The following is a 17,394-nucleotide window of genomic DNA, read 5'->3' on the forward strand; positions in this document are numbered from 1 at the left end:
TACTTTTACTTGAAATAGCAAAAGCTTTCAAATAAATGAATTTTATTTTAATAATTGGATTGGGTTCCATTGGAGTAAGACACTTAAATAATCTTATTTATTTGGGATACACCAACATTATTATTGTTAGTAAATCTGGGAATATTCCATCTGAATTCAATCAGTTTTCCGTTTATACGGATTGTCAAAAAGCAATTACTGAAAATTTAATTTCGCATGGGTTCATTTGTACTCCAACCTCCAGTCACTTAGACGATTTGACCATTTTATTGGAAAATAATATTGCACATATCTATCTGGAAAAACCCATTAGCCATAACCTTACTTATTTGGACGAAATAAGTAATTTAACTAACAAATGCAAAAGGCTTGTAGTGGGGTATGATTTGCATTTTGATCCAGGTCTGATAAAAATTAAAGAGTTGCTCAACGAAAATCAAATGGGTAAAGTCTTTTCCATTAATGCCACTGTAGGGCAATATTTACCTGACTGGAGACCCAATCAGGATTATTTGAAAGGGATGAGTGCGAAAATTGATAAAGGTGGTGGTGTGATGTTGGATTTAGTGCATGAATTTGATTATGTACGATGGCTGGTTGGAAAACCTAAAAACATTGCCTGTATTTTTCAAAACAATCCTAGTTTGTCAATAGAAACAGAAGACGTTGCAGATGTACTCATCCATTTCGAGGGTAATTCCTCAGGAACCATTCATTTAGACTATCACCAGAAAAAGCTGGTTCGAAATTGTATGATTACATGTGAAAAAGGCACTGTATTTTGGGATTTAACCAAGTCTGAAGTTAAAATTATCCGTCACGATCAAGAAATGGAGACGTTTTCTTATCTTGATTTCGAGAGAAATCAGCGGTATATTGATAGTATTAAAGCCTTTTTAGACGAATCAAAATATGACGATAGATTAACCAATTTTGAAGAAGCATTGGTGAGTTTAAAAATGGTTGTTGCCGCCAAAGAATCCTCTATTTCTAAACAGTTTATCGCTATAAATTAATAATATGATATTAGGAACCATTTGTTGCAGAGGGGGGTCAAAAGGTGTTTTGGGTAAAAACACGCGACTTTTGAATGGTATGCCATTGCTTACTTATACGATTAATGCGGCTCAACAAAGTAAGTATCTAAATGATTTAATTGTTTCATCAGATAGTCAGGAAATACTAAATATTGCCAAGAGCAATGGTATTGCTATTACTTTTGTCAGACCGGATGATTTATCCACAGATACCGCCAGTAAGTGGCCAGTTTTTATTCATGCAGTAGAAAACTATGAAAAACTAACTGGTAAAACGGTAAGTTATATTGTTGATATGGATGTTACCGTACCGCTAAAAACTACTCAAGATATTGATAATGCCATTGTTTTAGCTTTGCAATCACCTGAAATTGATGTGGTCATAACGGGCTATGAACCGGAGCGGAATCCTTATTTTAATATGATGGAAATAAAGAATTCCGGATTTGCCGAAATAGTAAAAAAAACAGAAATCCCCATAGTTAGAAGACAGGATGCTCCTAAAGTTTTTAGTTTGACGCCAGCAGCTTATGTAATTAAAAAAGAAGCATTGTACCAATACCAACATTGGAGTGAGGCAAAATGCATGATTAGTGAAATGCCTAGGGAAAGAGCCATTGATATTGATACTGAACTTGATTTTAAACTAATACAATTTTTATTGAATGAAAAATAATTTATTTGATTTAACAGGGAAAATTGCTTTTATCACTGGAGGTGCAGGGCTACTTGCAACCGAGCATGCCTTAGCTTTAAATGAATATGGTGCGAAAGTAATTTTGGCCGATATCAACTTAGACAGAGCTAACGAAATAACCTGTAATTTACAAGAACAACAATGCGAGGTTGATTTTATAAAATGTGATGTTACTTCAAAAGAAAGTTGGGAAGGCGCACTGCAGTATGTATTAGACAAATACCAAAAAATAGATATTTTAATAAACAATGCTGGTTTTACCAATCAAAGTAAATCCAAAAACTTTGATGCTACTTTCGAGAATTTTCCCCTTCAGGACTGGAATGCTATAATGAATGTTAATTTAACGGGTGCTTTTTTAGGGTGTCAGGTAATAGGCAACCAAATGCTCAAACAGAAATCCGGTTCCATAATTAACATGGCTTCTTTGTATGGTGTGGTTAGCCCAAATCATAAAATGTATCCCGGAACAGGGATTTCTCAACCTGTAGCTTACAGCGTAAGCAAACATGGTGTAATAGCACTGACAAAGTACCTGGCAACGCTTTGGGCTGAAAAAGGGATAAGAGTTAACAGTTTAACGCCGGGAGGAATCTGGAATGGTCACGAAGGATTGTTTTTAGAACGATTTAAAAACCTAAATCCAATAGGTAGAATGAGTGATAAATCAGAGTTAAGAGGGGGTATAGTCTTCCTTGCCAGTGAGGCTAGTAGTCACGTAGTAGGACATAACTTAATTATTGATGGTGGATGGACTGCATGGTAATTTTTTTAAAAAGTATAAAATGAATTCACATATAGAAATAGCAGGAAGAAAAATAGGATTGGATTTCCCACCCTTGGTCATTGCCGAAATCGGTATTAATCATGAAGGTTCTTTGCATGTAGCCAAAGAAATGGTAGATGCTGCCCATCGTGCCGGAGTAGAAGTTGTAAAACATCAAACCCATATTGTGGAAGATGAAATGTGTGGTGCCGCCAAAAAAGTGATCCCTGGTAATTCCGATGTTTCCATATATGAAATTATGGAACGCTGTGCGCTCAACGAAACCGATGAACTTGCACTCAAAAATTATGTGGAAAGCAAAGGAATGATTTTTATTTCTACCCCTTTTTCACGTGCCGCTGCCAATCGATTGCAAAAATTTGATGTTCCAGCCTATAAAGTAGGTTCAGGAGAATGTAATAATTATCCATTATTGGAACACATCGCTTCTTTTGGCAAACCCGTTATTCTGAGTACTGGAATGAATACCATCGAAAGTATTACCAAAGCAGTGGCTATTTTTGACAAACACAATGTACCAATAGCACTCTTGCATACCACCAATTTATACCCAACCCCCATTCATCTGGTTCGATTTGGAGCTATGATGGAAATGCATAATGCTTTTCCGGAGAAAGTCTTTGGTTTGAGTGATCATACCCTGAATAATAATGCTTGTTTGGGTGCGGTGGCTTTAGGAGCCAGTATTCTGGAGCGACATTTTACGGACACAATGCAACGATCAGGTCCCGATATTGTTTGCAGTATGGATGAAAAAGCATGTGCGGAACTTATCGTTTCTTCTAATGAGATTTGGCAAATGCGTGGCGGAACTAAAAAACCAGCCAAAGAGGAGCAAGTTACCATTGATTTTGCCTTTGCAACAGTTTGCAGTATAAAAGCGATTGCAAAAGGGGAAGAATTAAGCAAAGACAATATTTGGGTAAAACGACCAGGAAAAGGAAAAATTCTTGCGAAACATTTTAATGATTTGATAGGTAAAGTAGCGACAAGAGCTATAAAAAATGACGAACAATTAGAATGGATTGATTTTGAGTAAGCTTATCCTGTACTAGTGGTAAAAAGCTAATCGTAGATTATAGCAGAGACTGTTCCCCTCTTGAGAGGGGCTAGGGGTGTGTCAAGATTGTATTAAATTAATCTGTAATTTTTCACGAAAAGAAAAATAATCCCATATACTCCGAATTTAAAAGCTCTTGCAAGAGATTTGCGAAACCATGCTACAAAGGTCGAGATCATTCTATGGACAAAATTAAAAGGAAAACGTATTGGCTATGATTTTCATATACAAAAACCGGTTGATAATTATATTTTAGATTTTTTCTGTCACGAATTGATGTTATACCATTCATTATTATAAAATAGTCCAATTGTCAGTTCGAGCGCAGTCGAGAACCATTATGACATCTCGACTGCGCTCGATGTGACAATAAATAATTGGACTATAATGAACTAATCAATGGTATTAGGAATTGAGGTAGATGGTTATTCCCATGAATTTCTAGATATTCAGGAAAAAGATACCATTAAAGAAAAACGGATGAATGAATTAAGGATTTCGGTGTTACCTTTCTCAGATTATAAGGTACTAAAAGACACGGAGAATGTGATAAGAGTTGTTGCGTTTTATATTTCAGAATACGAAAAACACACCCCTAACCCCTCTCAAGAGGGGAACTGAAGGAGATTGCGTATAAGTTTAATATTTGCTTTTGAGTGTTTTGTAAAATAATTTTAATAAATGAAAAAAATACTTTTTCTTACAGGAACAAGAGCTGATTTTGGGAAAATAAAATCACTAATTTCTGTTCTTGATATTCATCAAGATTTTGAAGTTTTTGTTTTTGTCACAGGGATGCATTTGCAAAAGGAATATGGATTCACGCTTTTAGAAATTGAACGTTGTAATTTTAAAAATGTACATACGTTTGAAAATTACACCCATGAAAGCACAATGGATTTAACATTAGCCAAAACCATAGAAGGTTTGTCCAGCTATTGCAAAAAAGTAAGTCCTGATCTAATTATAGTTCATGGGGATCGAGTTGAGACACTTGCCGGCTCAATTGTAGGCTCTTTAAATAATATTTTAGTGGCTCATATTGAAGGAGGAGAATTATCAGGTACTGTTGATGAATTAATACGGCACAGCGTCAGTAAATTAAGTCATGTTCATTTTGTGTCTAATACCGATGCAGCAAAACGACTGCTTCAAATGGGAGAAATGGAAACTTCTATTTTTAATATCGGTTCACCAGATATTGACATTATGTTTTCGGATACGCTTCCGGATGTAGCAACTGTAAAAGGGTATTATGATATAGATTTTGATGAATTTGCCATTGTAATGTTTCATCCGGTGACAACTGAATCTGCTGAAATGCAACATTATGTAAAGGATTTTGTAAGTAGTCTGTTGAACGATACCCATAATTATATTGTGATATATCCTAATAATGATTTAGGCAGTCAATGTATTATAAAGGAATATGAAAGGTTGAAAAATAATCCACGTTTCAGAATTTTTCCTTCCTTGCGTTTTGAATATTTTTTAACCTTACTCAAAAAATCCCAATTCATAATTGGAAATAGTAGTGCCGGAATTAGGGAAGCCCCCTATTATGGAATTCCAATTATTAATATTGGGACGCGCCAACAAAACAGGGTAATTCACGCTGATATTATTAATGTTGATTACAGGAACGAAAATATTAATAAAGCATTAAAAGATATTGATTATCATCAAGTCCGTGAAACAAATGCTGATTTTGGACAAGGAAATAGTACTGCTTTATTTCTAAACTCCATTCAAAATAACGATATTTGGAAAGTAAATCATCAAAAACAGTTTAGAGATAATTAATGTCAAACAAAAAAATTTTTATTTTACTACCCGATGGTGTAGGACTACGCAATTTTGCCTTTACAGACTTTTATAGTAAAGGTAAAGCGACAGGAATGGATTTAATTTTTTGGAATAATACTCCATTTGATTTAGCCAAAATAGGGTATAAGGAATTAAGACTCAAACAAAATCGATCAAGCCTTTTTTTAGAAGTATTAAAAAATGCCCGAAAAGAAATTGAACTTAATTGTAATATCAGAAAATCTAAAGACACCGTTTATGATTCGTATCGATTTCCTTTTTCATACAGTACTTTTAAATCTTCAACGAAAAGTTATATAATACGCTTTTTAATTCAATTGTTTGATTCAGAAAGAGGACTGAAAATAGTTAGGGATCTCATAAAAAAAACAGAACGGAAAACCAATTTTTATTCTGAATCTTATGCGCTTTTAAAAGAGCAAAAACCTGCGCTGGTTTTTTGCACTAATCAAAGAATCAGTTTAGCAATAGCTCCATTACTAGCCGCTCAGGATTTAAAAATACCAACGGCAACTTTTATTTTCTCTTGGGATAATCTTCCAAAAGGTACTATGGTTGTAGAAACGGATTATTATTTTGTTTGGAGTGCACATATGAAAAAAGAGCTTTTATATTATTATCCCTATATCAAAGAAAATCAAATCGTAGTAACAGGTACGCCTCAATTTGAAAATCATTTCCAATTAAATAATATAATTGATAGAGAGATATTTTTCAATCAAAATGGGTTAGATATTAAAAAGAAATATATTTGTTATTCTGGAGATGACGTGACAACATCACCTTATGATCCCGATTATTTACTAGATTTAATTAAAGCTGTTAGAAAATTAAATAAAAAAGGGAAGCCATTGGGAATTATTTTTCGAAGGTGTCCGGTTGATTTTTCACCGAGATTCAATTCAGTATTGGAGGAAAACCAAGATATAGTTGTCGCAATTGAACCAAGATGGGACAAAGTTGGAGAAGGCTGGAATACCATTCTGCCTACAAAAGAAGATTCCATTTTACAGTTCAATATTATTGCACATACTGAACTGGTTGTCAATTTGGGTTCTTCCATGGTTTTTGATTACGTTTCGCATAAAAAACCATGTGCTTACATGAATTATAATCCTGAAAAAAAAGATCCGAATTGGTCAGTTGAAAGAATTTATAATTATATTCATTTTCGTTTCATACCTGATAATGCAGTAGTTTGGTTAAATTCTCCAAATGAAATTGCGGATAAAATTGAAATTATGTTGAGCGATGGAGCACAAAAAGTAGTTGAAAATGCGCAAGAGTGGTTTGAAAAAATTAATCAGCATCCTGCCCAGGAGGCTTCAAAACGCATTTGGGAGGCCATAGATCAAATTTGTAAAAAGGGGCTATGCTAAAGGAAACTATTTTATCTGATTATAAAAGATGTGGCATCAATAAGGTAAGTTTCATGATACTAGTGAAAACCTTTATTGTCATGCCCAATCCAGGATTGAAGTTTCTGACTATTTTTCGTTTGACGCAGTATTTTAGAAGACGAAGCAGACCTTTGTTTTATTTTTTCTTTCTATGGTTGCGCCACTTAAAAGTGAAATATGGGTTTGATATCTCTTATAGAACTCAAATTGGAAAAGGGTTTTATATCGGACATTTTGGAAATGTAGTGATACATGGCGATACCGTAATTGGCGATAATTGTAATATTTCTCAAGGGATAACTTTTGGGGTAAGTAATGCTGGCACTTCTATTGGAGTCCCTAAGATAGGAAATAATGTTTTTGTTGGACCGGGAGCTTGCGTTTTTGGAAACATAAGAATTGGGAATAATGTAACTATTGGTGCGAATGCAGTGGTTACTAATGATGTCCCGGATTTTCACACCGTTCTGAGTCCAACGGCCACACTAATAAGCAAAGACCTATCTTCTTTTTACATTCACAATATCGATATTTAATATGTTTTTTAATTCGTTATCTTTTGCCGTTTTCCTTCCCATCGTATTTGTGTTGTATTGGTTTGTTTTTAATAAAACCAAAAGCACTCAAAATGAATTGCTTATCGTAGCGAGTTATTATTTTTATTCCTGCTGGGATTGGCGATTTTTGTTTTTGTTGGTTTTTTCCACTTTTTTGGATTATTATACCGGGATTCAAATTGAAAAAGCCAAGTCTGAAGCCGCCCGAAAATTTTGGTTTTGGTTGAGTATAAGTGTGAATTTGGGATTCTTAGGCATTTTTAAATACTACAATTTTTTCGCGGCTTCCTTTTCTGAATTAGTGAATGGTTTCGGATTGCAAACCAGTCCTTTATTGCTGAATGTAATTCTTCCCGTTGGAATTTCCTTTTATACCTTTCATGGATTGTCCTATGTGATTGATATTTACCTAAAAAGAATTAAAGCCGAATATAACTTTGTAGATTATTCCTTATTTGTGAGTTATTTTCCGTTATTAGTTGCGGGTCCTATTGAAAGAGCCACGCATTTGCTGCCACAAGTAAAAGTCAAGCGCAGCTTTGATTTTGAAAAAGCCAAAGAAGGGGTTTATCAAATCATCTGGGGATTAGTCAAAAAAGTGGTGATTGCAGATACGTGTGCCACCTATGCCAATGCCATTTTCGATCATCACGAATCCATGAATTCCCTATCCTTACTCTTGGGTGCTTTTTATTTTGCGTTTCAGATCTATGGGGATTTCTCCGGTTATTCGGATATGGCATTGGGAATGTCTAAATTATTTGGACTGGACTTGTTACGTAATTTTAATTATCCGTATTTCTCCAGAGATATAGCCGAGTTCTGGCGTCGCTGGCATATTTCCTTGTCTTCGTGGTTCCGGGATTATGTTTATATTCCGTTGGGAGGAAGCAGAGGAAGTAAATTGAAACAGGTACGTAATGTGTTTGTTATTTTCTTATTGAGTGGTTTTTGGCATGGCGCCAATTGGACGTTTATCGCTTGGGGATTTATCAATGCCTTATATTTTTTGCCCTTATTGCTTCGAGATACCAATCGGTCTAATATAGAAACAGTAGAATTAGGATGGGATTTAACATCCGTTAAAGTTTTTTTTAGTATTCTTAGCACCTTTGTATTAACTTGTTTGGCCTGGGTGTTTTTCCGGGCAAAATCGATAGCAGATGCTTTTGACTACATTCGTCGTATTTTTACAGATCGGAATTTTAAAGTGCAATATTTGGAAAATGAACGGTACAGTTATGAAATACTATTGTTAATTTTTATTTTTATTCTTGTTGAATGGAATGCAAGAGCTAAAATTGAACCTATTTCAGGTAGCTACAGTTGGTTGAAATTGACGTTGTGTATTGCTGCGATTGTAGCTTTGGGGACGTATTCTGATTATAAAGAATTCATCTATTTTCAGTTTTAACGAGAAATATAGATTTTTTATAGGGCTAGATTTGATAGAGAGCGTAGTATTGTAATATTTTTGTCAAATTGAGTCCTTCGTCTACGCTCAGGACAGGTTTCAGTCGAGTTGTCAAATCGAGCGCAGTCGAGTTGTCAAATCGAGCGCAGTCGAGATTAGTGAAAGAGCGTCTCGACTGCGCTCGACGTGACAAAGCGCATCGTTGTTATGAAATCGAGTGCAGTCGAGTTGTCAAATCGAGTCCTTCTTCTACGCTCAGGACAGGCTTCAGTCGAGTTGTCAAATCGAGTCCTTCGTCTACGCTCAGGACAGGCTTCAGTCGAGTTGTCAAATCGATTCCTTCGTCTACGCTCCGGACAGGCTTCAGTCAAGTTGTCAAATCGAGTTCTTCGTCTACGCTCAGGACAGGCTTCAGTCGAGTTGTCAAATCGAGCGCAGTCGAGATTCGTTCAATCTTAAAATGGTACTATGAAATTCTATTATGTTTATATTCTTCTTTGTAATGACGCTACTTTCTATGTAGGAGTTACTTCTGATATTGATAGAAGAGTAATGGAACACAATGCAGGTAAATATCCAGAAGCTTATACGCATAGTAGAAGACCGATTACGTTAGTTTTTTATCAGGATTTTACAGATCCTAATCAGACCATTGAGTTTGAAAAAAAATTAAAAAAATGGAGTAGCTCAAAAAAGCAAGCATTAATTGATGGAGATTTTGACAGATTACAGGATTTATCGGAATGCAGAAATGCAACACATCATAAATACAAACCAAATGGAGGAGATATTGAAAAGTAATATGACAATGCGTTCGACTGCGCTCGCTGTGACAGTCTGGGTAATTGTAATACTTTTGTCTAGTCATTTTGTCAAATCGAGTCCTTCGTCTACGCTCAGGACAGGCTTCAGTCGAGATTAATATTGGAACATAAAGCGTCTCGACTGTACTTCGTCTCCGCTCAGTGTAAACTTTCGACGTGACAACTGAAGTTATAATGAGGTGTTTTTGTCAAATAGAGCGCTTTCAATAATGCAAATAATACTATTAGAATTTAATGATGAAACGGTTTTTATTTTTTACAATCAAAATACTTCTGCTGACCTTTTTGGTGTTAGTAGTTTTAGATATTGCCTATACTCAAGTTTATTTGCAATCTTCCCATAGAGGGAAAATAGATTATGTTTACAACTCAAAAGCTCGGAATTATGATGTGGTTATATTGGGGTCTTCCAGAGCCAATAATCATTTTGTAGCACCACTATTTGAAGAGAAAGGATTGAAAACCTTTAATTATGGAATGAGTGGCGGGCATTTGTTTGAAGCGTCTTTATTGTTGAAATTAATGATAGAGCGTCAATATAAAATAAAAAATGTTATACTGGAATCTGATTTGAATTTAGCTAATGAAAAGGAGTCTGAAAGTGTCGCATCTAAATTTTTACCCTATATTCACAATTCTAAAGTGATTGAATCGCATTTTGCCCAACAGCCTCATTTTTGGGCTAATTATTATATTCCTTTTTACAGGTATATTGTTTTTGAACCTCAAATTGGTTTTAGGGAAATGTATAATACGGTGAGTGAAAAACCAACGAAACTGTTGAGTCATCTAGGGTATTATCCATTAGGCAAAAATCCGAATGCAAACATGAAAAATGACTTGACAAATCTAAAACCGTTACACAATAAATATTACGAAGAAATAAAGCAAATTTGTGCAGCCAACAATATTAATCTGATTTCAATCATGACGCCGATGTGTTCTAATGTTAAAGGATTGGATTATTTTCAAAAAGTAAATGCCATCTATCCCGAAATTCACAATTATGAAAATGCGGTTGAAGGGGATCAGTATTTTTCGTCTTGTGGCCATATGAATGACACTGGGGCACGACTGTTTACGGCAATAATTATAGCAGATTTTTTTAATAAATAAAGTATGAAAATAGCCTTTCTGACTCCGGAATATCCACATCCTAAAACCGGAACCTCCGGCGGTATAGGTACGAGTATAAAAAACCTGGCTATTGGACTTTTGGCAGCAGGTTGTACTGTTCGAGTTTTGGTTTATGGTCAGAACCAAGAAGGTGTTTTTGATGACAATGGTATTTGTATCCAACAAATCCGGAATGTGAAGTTCAAAGGATTGTCTTGGTATCTTACCCGAAAAAAATTGCAGAAAATAATTAATACCTTATACCACGATAAAGAAATTGATTTGGTGGAAGCACCCGACTGGACGGGAATTACTTCTTTTATAAATGCAACATGTCCTGTCGTCATTCGATTGAATGGTTCGGATACTTATTTCTGTCATTTGGATCAGCGTCCTGTAAAGTGGAAGAATAAATTCCATGAAAAGCGAGCCTTAAAAAAAGCTGATGGATTGCTTTCGGTAAGTCAATTTACAGCTGATTTGACCAACGAGCTTTTTGGTTTAGAGAAGAAATTCACTATCATACCGAATTCAATTGATATGGGTTTGTTTAGTCCCAATAGCACTTACAATAGCACTGACGTTATTTTATATTTTGGAAGTTTAATCCGAAAAAAGGGATTGTTAGAATTGCCCTTCATTTTTAATGAAGTGATTAATAAAAACCCTAAAGCAAAGCTTGTTCTTGTGGGAAAAGATGTTCCTGATATTATATCAGGGAATCCCTCCACTTGGCAGATGATGCAGGGACTTTTTACAGAAGAAGCACGGATAAATGTAAGTTACTTAGGAAGTGTGTCGTATCAGGATATAAAAAAGCATATCAACTCCGCAACTGTTTGTGTATTTCCGACATTTGCCGAAGCTTTGCCTGTTTCGTGGATCGAGGCTATGGCGATGCAAAAACCAATTGTAGCTTCTAATATCGGTTGGGCCACTGAAGTGATGGATGATGGTATCAATGGCTTTTTAGTGCATCCAACGCATCATTTGGACTATGCCAATAAAATTATTCAGCTACTGGAAAACGAGCAATTGCAAAAAGAATTTGGTGTTGAAGCAAGAAAAAAGGTAACTGAAAAATTTAGTGTAGCGGTCGTTGCAAAAGAAAGTTTGTCATTTTATAACTCTTTAATAGGATAAGTTTTGATTGTTGTATACCATATAAATAATAAAATCACAGCCTTAATGACTTTAGATAATCAAAAAATTGACTTTGATTATCAAGGGACTATTGCAGGTGGTTTACAGGAGATCGCAAAACAATTTCCAGATAAAAAAATAGTTTGGTGTCATTCAGTGGTTAAAGGACGATTGGATTTAGAGCGAATAAAAACGCTGTTTCACCATGATAAAATGATGCTGTCTTTTTCCACCTCAGCGCATAATTTTTTTGACAGTAGAATAGGCTATGTTGAGGAGTCCTTATTTATTAATGTCAATAAAAAAGTATCGTATCCCACCTGGCAAATGAGCAGTGTTGCAGGTGTTATTCATGCTTCTGTTTTAAATGCACTACAGGATAAAACAGTTTGTGATTCTAATTTTGATTATTATTTGAATTCGATCGCAAAAATAGGAATGCCTTTAGGCTTGCTTTGCTATTCGGAACCGAGACTGTTAAAAGCTGGAGAATTTAATAACCCACCTAAAGCTAGCATTTATGCTCTTTTTCGATTTGTTAAGCAGCACTATAAGACACGATGGATGTTTTTGTTGTTATTAAATATAGGTTTATATGAAAGGAAATTTCCAATTTTGCCTTTCTTGTTTTCGCTTTTTTACAAATACAGATGCAATACTACTATAAATCTAGATAATATTAAAGTACAATCATCGCTTAATGTGATTGATAAAGCCACTATTGATGTTGTTATACCAACTATTGGGAGGAAAAATTATTTGTTTGATGTATTGAAAGATTTTTCTAAACAAACATTTCTACCCAATAAAATTATTATTGTCGAGCAAAATCCTCTAGAAGGAAGTAAAACAGAATTGGATTATATCCGTGACGAAAATTGGCCTTTTGTAATCAAGCATATTTTCATTCATCAAGCGGGGGTTTGTAATGCAAGGAATGTGGCGTTGAATAATACAGAGAGTGAATGGGTCTTTTTGGCTGATGATGATAATCGTTTTGAACCTAATTTAATTCAGGATGTTCTTCAAAAAATTAAACAATATGGTAATGAAGCAGTAACGACGTCTTATCCTCAGAAAAACGAATCCAAGAAATATGATAAAGTAATACAATGGCCTACTTTTGGTGCTGGCAATAGTTTTGTTAAGAGAAATCTTTTAGATGAAATTAGATTCAATAAAGCATTGGAATTTGGTTATGGAGAAGATTCTGATTTTGGAATGCAGTTGCGGAATCAAGGTTGTGATGTCTTGTATTTTCCCGAGCCTGAAATATTACATTTGAAAGCCCCAATTGGAGGTTTTCGGACAAAACCAGAGTTACAGTGGCAAAATGACCGTATCCAACCCAAACCATCACCAACCATTATGTTATATATTATTTCGCATAATACTAAAGAACAGCTTAAGGGGTATAAAACTACTTTGTTTTTCAAGTTTTATAAACATCAGAATATTAAAAACCCATACCGTTATTTTAAAATGTTTCAAAAACAATGGAATCAAAGTATATTTTGGGCTAATCAATTAAAAAAGACATCGTGAAATTTTCTCTAATTGTTTGTACCTATATGCGTCCAAATCCCTTACTTGCGTTATTGAAATCGGTTCAAGAACAAACGGTATTTCCTGATGAAATTTTAATCATAGATGGCTCAACTAACGAGGAAACAGGAATTGTTCTAAAAGAAAATCAATTTGAAAATCTAAAGTATTTTTTGGTGCCAGCAGAACAGCGAGGGCTAACTAAACAACGAAATTATGGAATAGAGCGGGTAGGAGAAGGGATGGAAATAGTTTGTTTTCTGGATGATGACACTGTTTTAGAAAATGATTATTTTGAACAACTCTTAAAAACCTATCAAATCTATCCCGAAGCTTTGGGAGTTGGTGGTTATATCATCAATGAGTCTGAATGTGAATTTGTGGGCCATGATTATGTACCTAAAATCGAAGAATATTGTTTTGACGGCTGGAAGCGGAAGGACGGTAGTCGATTTGTACTTAGAAAAAAGTTAGGGTTGGACAGTGACAATCCACCGGGTTTTTCGGCTTTATTTTCGCATGGCCGAAGTGTTGGTTTTTTGCCACCCAGCGGTAAAATATATGAAGTTGAAATGTTGATGGGAGGTGTTTCCTCTTTCAAAAAAAAAGTATTTGAAGCTTTGAAATTCTCCACTTATTTTGAAGGTTATGGTCTGTATGAAGATGCGGATTTTACGTTGCGAGTTGCCAAAGAAGGAAAGTTATATTTGAATACTTCGGCCAAATTAAATCATTACCATGATGCTTCCGGAAGACCCAATCAGTATCAATATGGTAAAATGGTGGTGCGTAATGGATGGTATGTATGGCGAACAAAGAATCCAAAACCACTCTTTGCTGCAAAACTAAAATGGCATTCCATTACTCTACTTTTAACTCTAATACGTTATAGCAATATTGTTACCACTGCAAAAAAAAAGGAAGCCTTTACCGAAGCATTAGGTCGAACAGTAGGGTGGTGGAGTTTACTATTCAATAAACCAACAATACAAAAATAATGACTTTCGTTATAATTACTCATGTGCCCCATATCCTACTGCAAAATAAGTATTTTGCGTATGGTCCATATGTGCGAGAAATGAATATTTGGACGAAATATGCCAATCGTATAATTATTGTAGCGCCTAAAACAGATGCGGAAAGAACACTTATAGATAGTGCTTATGAACATGATAGCATTGAATTTATCCCTATTGAAAATTTTGATATTCTGACTGTAAAATCGACTTTAAGCACTATTTTTAAAATACCTAAAGTTAGTTGGTCTATTTTTAAGGCTATGCAAGCGGCTAATCACATTCATTTGCGATGTCCCGGTAATGTTGGTCTCGTGGGTTCCATTATTCAAATCGCATTTCCTACGAAAATAAAAACAGCTAAATATGCCGGTAACTGGGATCCCACGTCTATACAGCCCTGGACTTACAAATTGCAACAATATATTTTAAGTAATACTTTCCTGACGCGCAAGATGCGGGTTTTGGTGTATGGCGAATGGGAGGGGAGTTCCAAAAATATTCAACCCTTTTTTACGGCGACTTATACCGAAGCAGATAAATTACCCATTTCTAAAAAAGTGATCCTAGAACGAATTAATTTTATTTTTGTCGGTGCTTTAGTAAAAGGGAAAAATCCGATGTATGCTATTCAATTGATAGAGGCATTTGCTAAAAAAGGAAATAATGTGCGTCTAAGTTTATATGGTGAAGGTATTGAACGTCCATTATTAGAATCTTATATTTTAAAAAATAAGTTGGGAAAAATTATTTCTTTAGAAGGGAATCAGAGTCAAGAAACGGTTAAAAAAGCTTATCAAAACAGTCATTTTGTGATTTTGCCATCGGACAGTGAAGGTTGGCCAAAAGCGATTGCAGAAGGCATGTTTTGGGGTTGTGTTCCAATGGCTAGGGCTGTTTCCTGTGTGCCTTTTATGTTGGATTATGGAAAAAGAGGAGTTTTAGTTACTTTGGATTTAGACAATGACACAAAACAAATTTCGGACTGTATATTCGATGAAACTATTTATGCGACAATGTCAACTGCAGCGGAAAAATGGTCTCAACAATTTACTTTAAATTTGTTTGAGCAAAAAATTAATCGTTTAATGGCAAATTAGTGTATATTGCTTTTTTTGTTTAACAAAATTAATTTGAATGTATAAAGAAGGTACTTATTTTCAAGATCCTAATCGCCATAGTGAAGATGCTATCTATAAGGTTGAAGCTATCAAAAAAATATTATTTAGCTATTTAAAAAAAAACAACATACAACTTTCCTCTTATGCGGATGTTGGTTGCGGTTCAGGAGAAATAATTAAATTATTAGGGAAAGAATTAAAGCTAAATTTTCAAACGCTTGAAGTCTTAAAAGGGTTTGATGTTGCACCGCATGTCGAAAAATTAGAAGACGATCATGTCGATTTCTTATGGCAAGATTTTACTAAATCAAATGAAAAATTTGATTTAGTAACCTTAAATGATGTTTTTGAACATGTTGTTAATCCAATCTCTTTTTTGACAGAAGTTGGTAAAAGGGCAAAATATGTCGTTATGCACATTCCATTAGAAGATTGTTTGTCCGTCAATGTCAGAAATTTGCAAAAAAGAAAAATTGTAGACCCAGGGCATTTAATTTTTTTAAATATTAATTCGGCAATTAATCTAATCACCTTTTCTGGATTGAAAATTGTGGATTATCAATATTCTGTTGAATCGATTAATGCACCGTCAAATAATTTGACCATCTTACAAAAAATAGCATATCCTTTTAAATACATCTTATTAAAATCTAATCCGTACCTGTATTCCAGAATTTTCGGAATCAGCTTAATAATTATAGCAGAAGGAATTGATTTTAAACATGGGAAATAATTTTAAAATACTTCAAATTGTAGATTCACTTGAGATTGGCGGTACCGAGCGGATGAGTGCTAATATTTATAACACTCTGACTGCAAATGCGATTGAAAATTATCTCGTCGTTTCAAGAAAAGTAGGTCCTATTTATAATTTTATTACTGAAAAAAGTAATGTGTTATTCTTAGACAAAAAAAATACTCTAGATTTTTTTGCCTTTTATAGGCTATTCAAATTAATTAAAGTAATCAAGCCTTCAATAATTCATGTGCATCAAACTTCCATCTATTGGGCATTTATTTTAAAGTTACTATATCCAAGAATTATTTTGATCTGGCATGATCACTGGGGATTTAGCGATTTATTGAAAGATTCCGACCGAAAAGTAATTCAGTTTTTTTCTTTCTTATTAGATGGTGTTGTCTGTGTGAATGATAAAATAAGAGATTGGAATATTCGAAATTTAAAAGTTAAGCAATCACAGATTATTTACATCCCTAACTTCCCACTGGTTCAGGTAAAGCAAAGGATACAAAACGATATTCCAATACTATTATGCTTAGCAAATATTAGAAACCAGAAAGATCATTTAAATTTAGTCGAGGCTTGTGCTATACTAAAAACCGAAAAAATTAATTTCAAATTATTTTTAGCCGGCTCTTTAGAAGATAAAAATTGGGTCGAAAAAGTTAAAAAAAAGGTAACTACTTTAAACCTTAGTGAAGAAGTGTTTTTTTTGGGCTCTATTATAAATATTTCTGAACTTCTAAGTAAAGCTGATGTAGGGGTTTTAAGTTCTGTTAGCGAAGGATTGCCAGTGGCGCTTTTAGAATATGGCTTGGCTGGTTTGCCTGTTGTTTGTACCGATGTAGGTCAATGTAAAGAAGTTTTAGGAGATGGAGAATACGGATGGGTTGTTCCTCCTAAATCGCCTAAATCGTTAGCATTTGCCATTAAAGAGGCTCTTTTTAATACTGAGTTAGCTAATAAAAAGGCAATTGGATTGAAGAACAATATAGGTAAAAACTATGGTGCGGATGTTTTTATTGAACGATATTTTGATTTAGTGAGTAAGATTACTGGTTTTAAGCCGCTAGATAAACTCATTTTTAAAAAAAAAATAATTGGTTAG

At 34.5% G+C, this 17,394-nt stretch carries 18 protein-coding genes; all 18 read left to right on the forward strand.

Annotation, left to right across the window (positions count from 1 at the left end; translation table 11 throughout):
- Window positions 1-35: 35 nt before the first annotated feature.
- The 18 genes from ACFX5D_RS01770 (at window position 36) to ACFX5D_RS01855 (ending at window position 17,394) form a co-directional block, all read left to right on the forward strand.
- Entirely contained in the window at window positions 36-1,016 is a 981-nt protein-coding gene (locus ACFX5D_RS01770) for a Gfo/Idh/MocA family protein (RefSeq protein ID WP_379856553.1), read from the forward strand.
- A gap of 4 nt (window positions 1,017-1,020) precedes the next feature.
- Window positions 1,021-1,713, forward strand: a complete 693-nt coding sequence (locus ACFX5D_RS01775; RefSeq protein WP_379856554.1) for an acylneuraminate cytidylyltransferase family protein — start codon at window positions 1,021-1,023, stop codon at window positions 1,711-1,713.
- A complete protein-coding gene (locus ACFX5D_RS01780) occupies window positions 1,703-2,500 on the forward strand; it encodes an SDR family oxidoreductase (RefSeq protein WP_379856555.1) in 798 nt (265 codons plus the stop codon). Before ACFX5D_RS01775 ends, ACFX5D_RS01780 begins: the two co-directional genes overlap by 11 nt.
- Window positions 2,501-2,519: 19 nt before the next feature.
- A complete protein-coding gene (locus ACFX5D_RS01785; protein WP_379856556.1) occupies window positions 2,520-3,560 on the forward strand; it encodes an N-acetylneuraminate synthase family protein in 1,041 nt (346 codons plus the stop codon).
- 129 nt (window positions 3,561-3,689) lie between these two features.
- Window positions 3,690-3,881 carry an endonuclease domain-containing protein gene (locus ACFX5D_RS01790; RefSeq protein ID WP_379856756.1) on the forward strand — a complete coding sequence of 64 codons (192 nt, stop codon included), beginning with the start codon at window positions 3,690-3,692 and terminating at the stop codon, window positions 3,879-3,881.
- Between the two features lie 99 nt (window positions 3,882-3,980).
- Window positions 3,981-4,202 carry a PDDEXK family nuclease gene (locus tag ACFX5D_RS01795; RefSeq protein ID WP_379856557.1) on the forward strand — a complete coding sequence of 74 codons (222 nt, stop codon included), beginning with the start codon at window positions 3,981-3,983 and terminating at the stop codon, window positions 4,200-4,202.
- Between the two features lie 60 nt (window positions 4,203-4,262).
- A complete protein-coding gene (gene neuC / locus ACFX5D_RS01800) occupies window positions 4,263-5,384 on the forward strand; it encodes a UDP-N-acetylglucosamine 2-epimerase (protein WP_379856558.1) in 1,122 nt (373 codons plus the stop codon).
- A complete protein-coding gene (locus ACFX5D_RS01805) occupies window positions 5,384-6,787 on the forward strand; it encodes a glycosyltransferase family protein (protein WP_379856559.1) in 1,404 nt (467 codons plus the stop codon). The genes neuC and ACFX5D_RS01805 overlap by 1 nt, the downstream gene beginning before the upstream one ends.
- A 53-nt stretch (window positions 6,788-6,840) precedes the next feature.
- The gene (locus ACFX5D_RS01810; RefSeq protein WP_379856560.1) at window positions 6,841-7,344 is read left to right on the forward strand and encodes a serine O-acetyltransferase; all 504 of its coding nucleotides are present in this window, start codon (window positions 6,841-6,843) and stop codon (window positions 7,342-7,344) included.
- Window position 7,345: 1 nt separating this feature from the next.
- Window positions 7,346-8,779, forward strand: coding sequence for an MBOAT family O-acyltransferase (locus ACFX5D_RS01815; RefSeq protein WP_379856561.1), 1,434 nt, complete (start codon window positions 7,346-7,348; stop codon window positions 8,777-8,779).
- 468 nt (window positions 8,780-9,247) lie between these two features.
- Window positions 9,248-9,580 carry a GIY-YIG nuclease family protein gene (locus ACFX5D_RS01820; protein WP_379856562.1) on the forward strand — a complete coding sequence of 111 codons (333 nt, stop codon included), beginning with the start codon at window positions 9,248-9,250 and terminating at the stop codon, window positions 9,578-9,580.
- Window positions 9,581-9,840: 260 nt separating this feature from the next.
- Window positions 9,841-10,719: a hypothetical protein gene (locus ACFX5D_RS01825; RefSeq protein ID WP_379856757.1), complete on the forward strand. Its 879-nt coding sequence runs from the start codon at window positions 9,841-9,843 to the stop codon at window positions 10,717-10,719.
- Window positions 10,720-10,722: 3 nt separating this feature from the next.
- Entirely contained in the window at window positions 10,723-11,862 is a 1,140-nt protein-coding gene (locus ACFX5D_RS01830; RefSeq protein ID WP_379856563.1) for a glycosyltransferase family 4 protein, read from the forward strand.
- Between the two features lie 45 nt (window positions 11,863-11,907).
- On the forward strand, window positions 11,908-13,407 hold the full coding sequence (locus tag ACFX5D_RS01835) for a glycosyltransferase family 2 protein (RefSeq protein ID WP_379856564.1): 1,500 nt from the start codon (window positions 11,908-11,910) through the stop codon (window positions 13,405-13,407).
- Entirely contained in the window at window positions 13,404-14,405 is a 1,002-nt protein-coding gene (locus ACFX5D_RS01840; protein ID WP_379856565.1) for a glycosyltransferase family 2 protein, read from the forward strand. Before ACFX5D_RS01835 ends, ACFX5D_RS01840 begins: the two co-directional genes overlap by 4 nt.
- Window positions 14,405-15,523, forward strand: coding sequence for a glycosyltransferase (locus ACFX5D_RS01845; protein ID WP_379856566.1), 1,119 nt, complete (start codon window positions 14,405-14,407; stop codon window positions 15,521-15,523). The genes ACFX5D_RS01840 and ACFX5D_RS01845 overlap by 1 nt, the downstream gene beginning before the upstream one ends.
- A gap of 37 nt (window positions 15,524-15,560) precedes the next feature.
- Window positions 15,561-16,277: a class I SAM-dependent methyltransferase gene (locus ACFX5D_RS01850; protein ID WP_379856567.1), complete on the forward strand. Its 717-nt coding sequence runs from the start codon at window positions 15,561-15,563 to the stop codon at window positions 16,275-16,277.
- Window positions 16,267-17,394 carry a glycosyltransferase gene (locus ACFX5D_RS01855; protein ID WP_379856568.1) on the forward strand — a complete coding sequence of 376 codons (1,128 nt, stop codon included), beginning with the start codon at window positions 16,267-16,269 and terminating at the stop codon, window positions 17,392-17,394. The genes ACFX5D_RS01850 and ACFX5D_RS01855 overlap by 11 nt, the downstream gene beginning before the upstream one ends.

It is taken from the genome of Flavobacterium fructosi (genome assembly GCF_042787335.1).
In the GTDB taxonomy this organism is placed as follows: Bacteria; Bacteroidota; Bacteroidia; order Flavobacteriales; family Flavobacteriaceae; genus Flavobacterium; species Flavobacterium fructosi.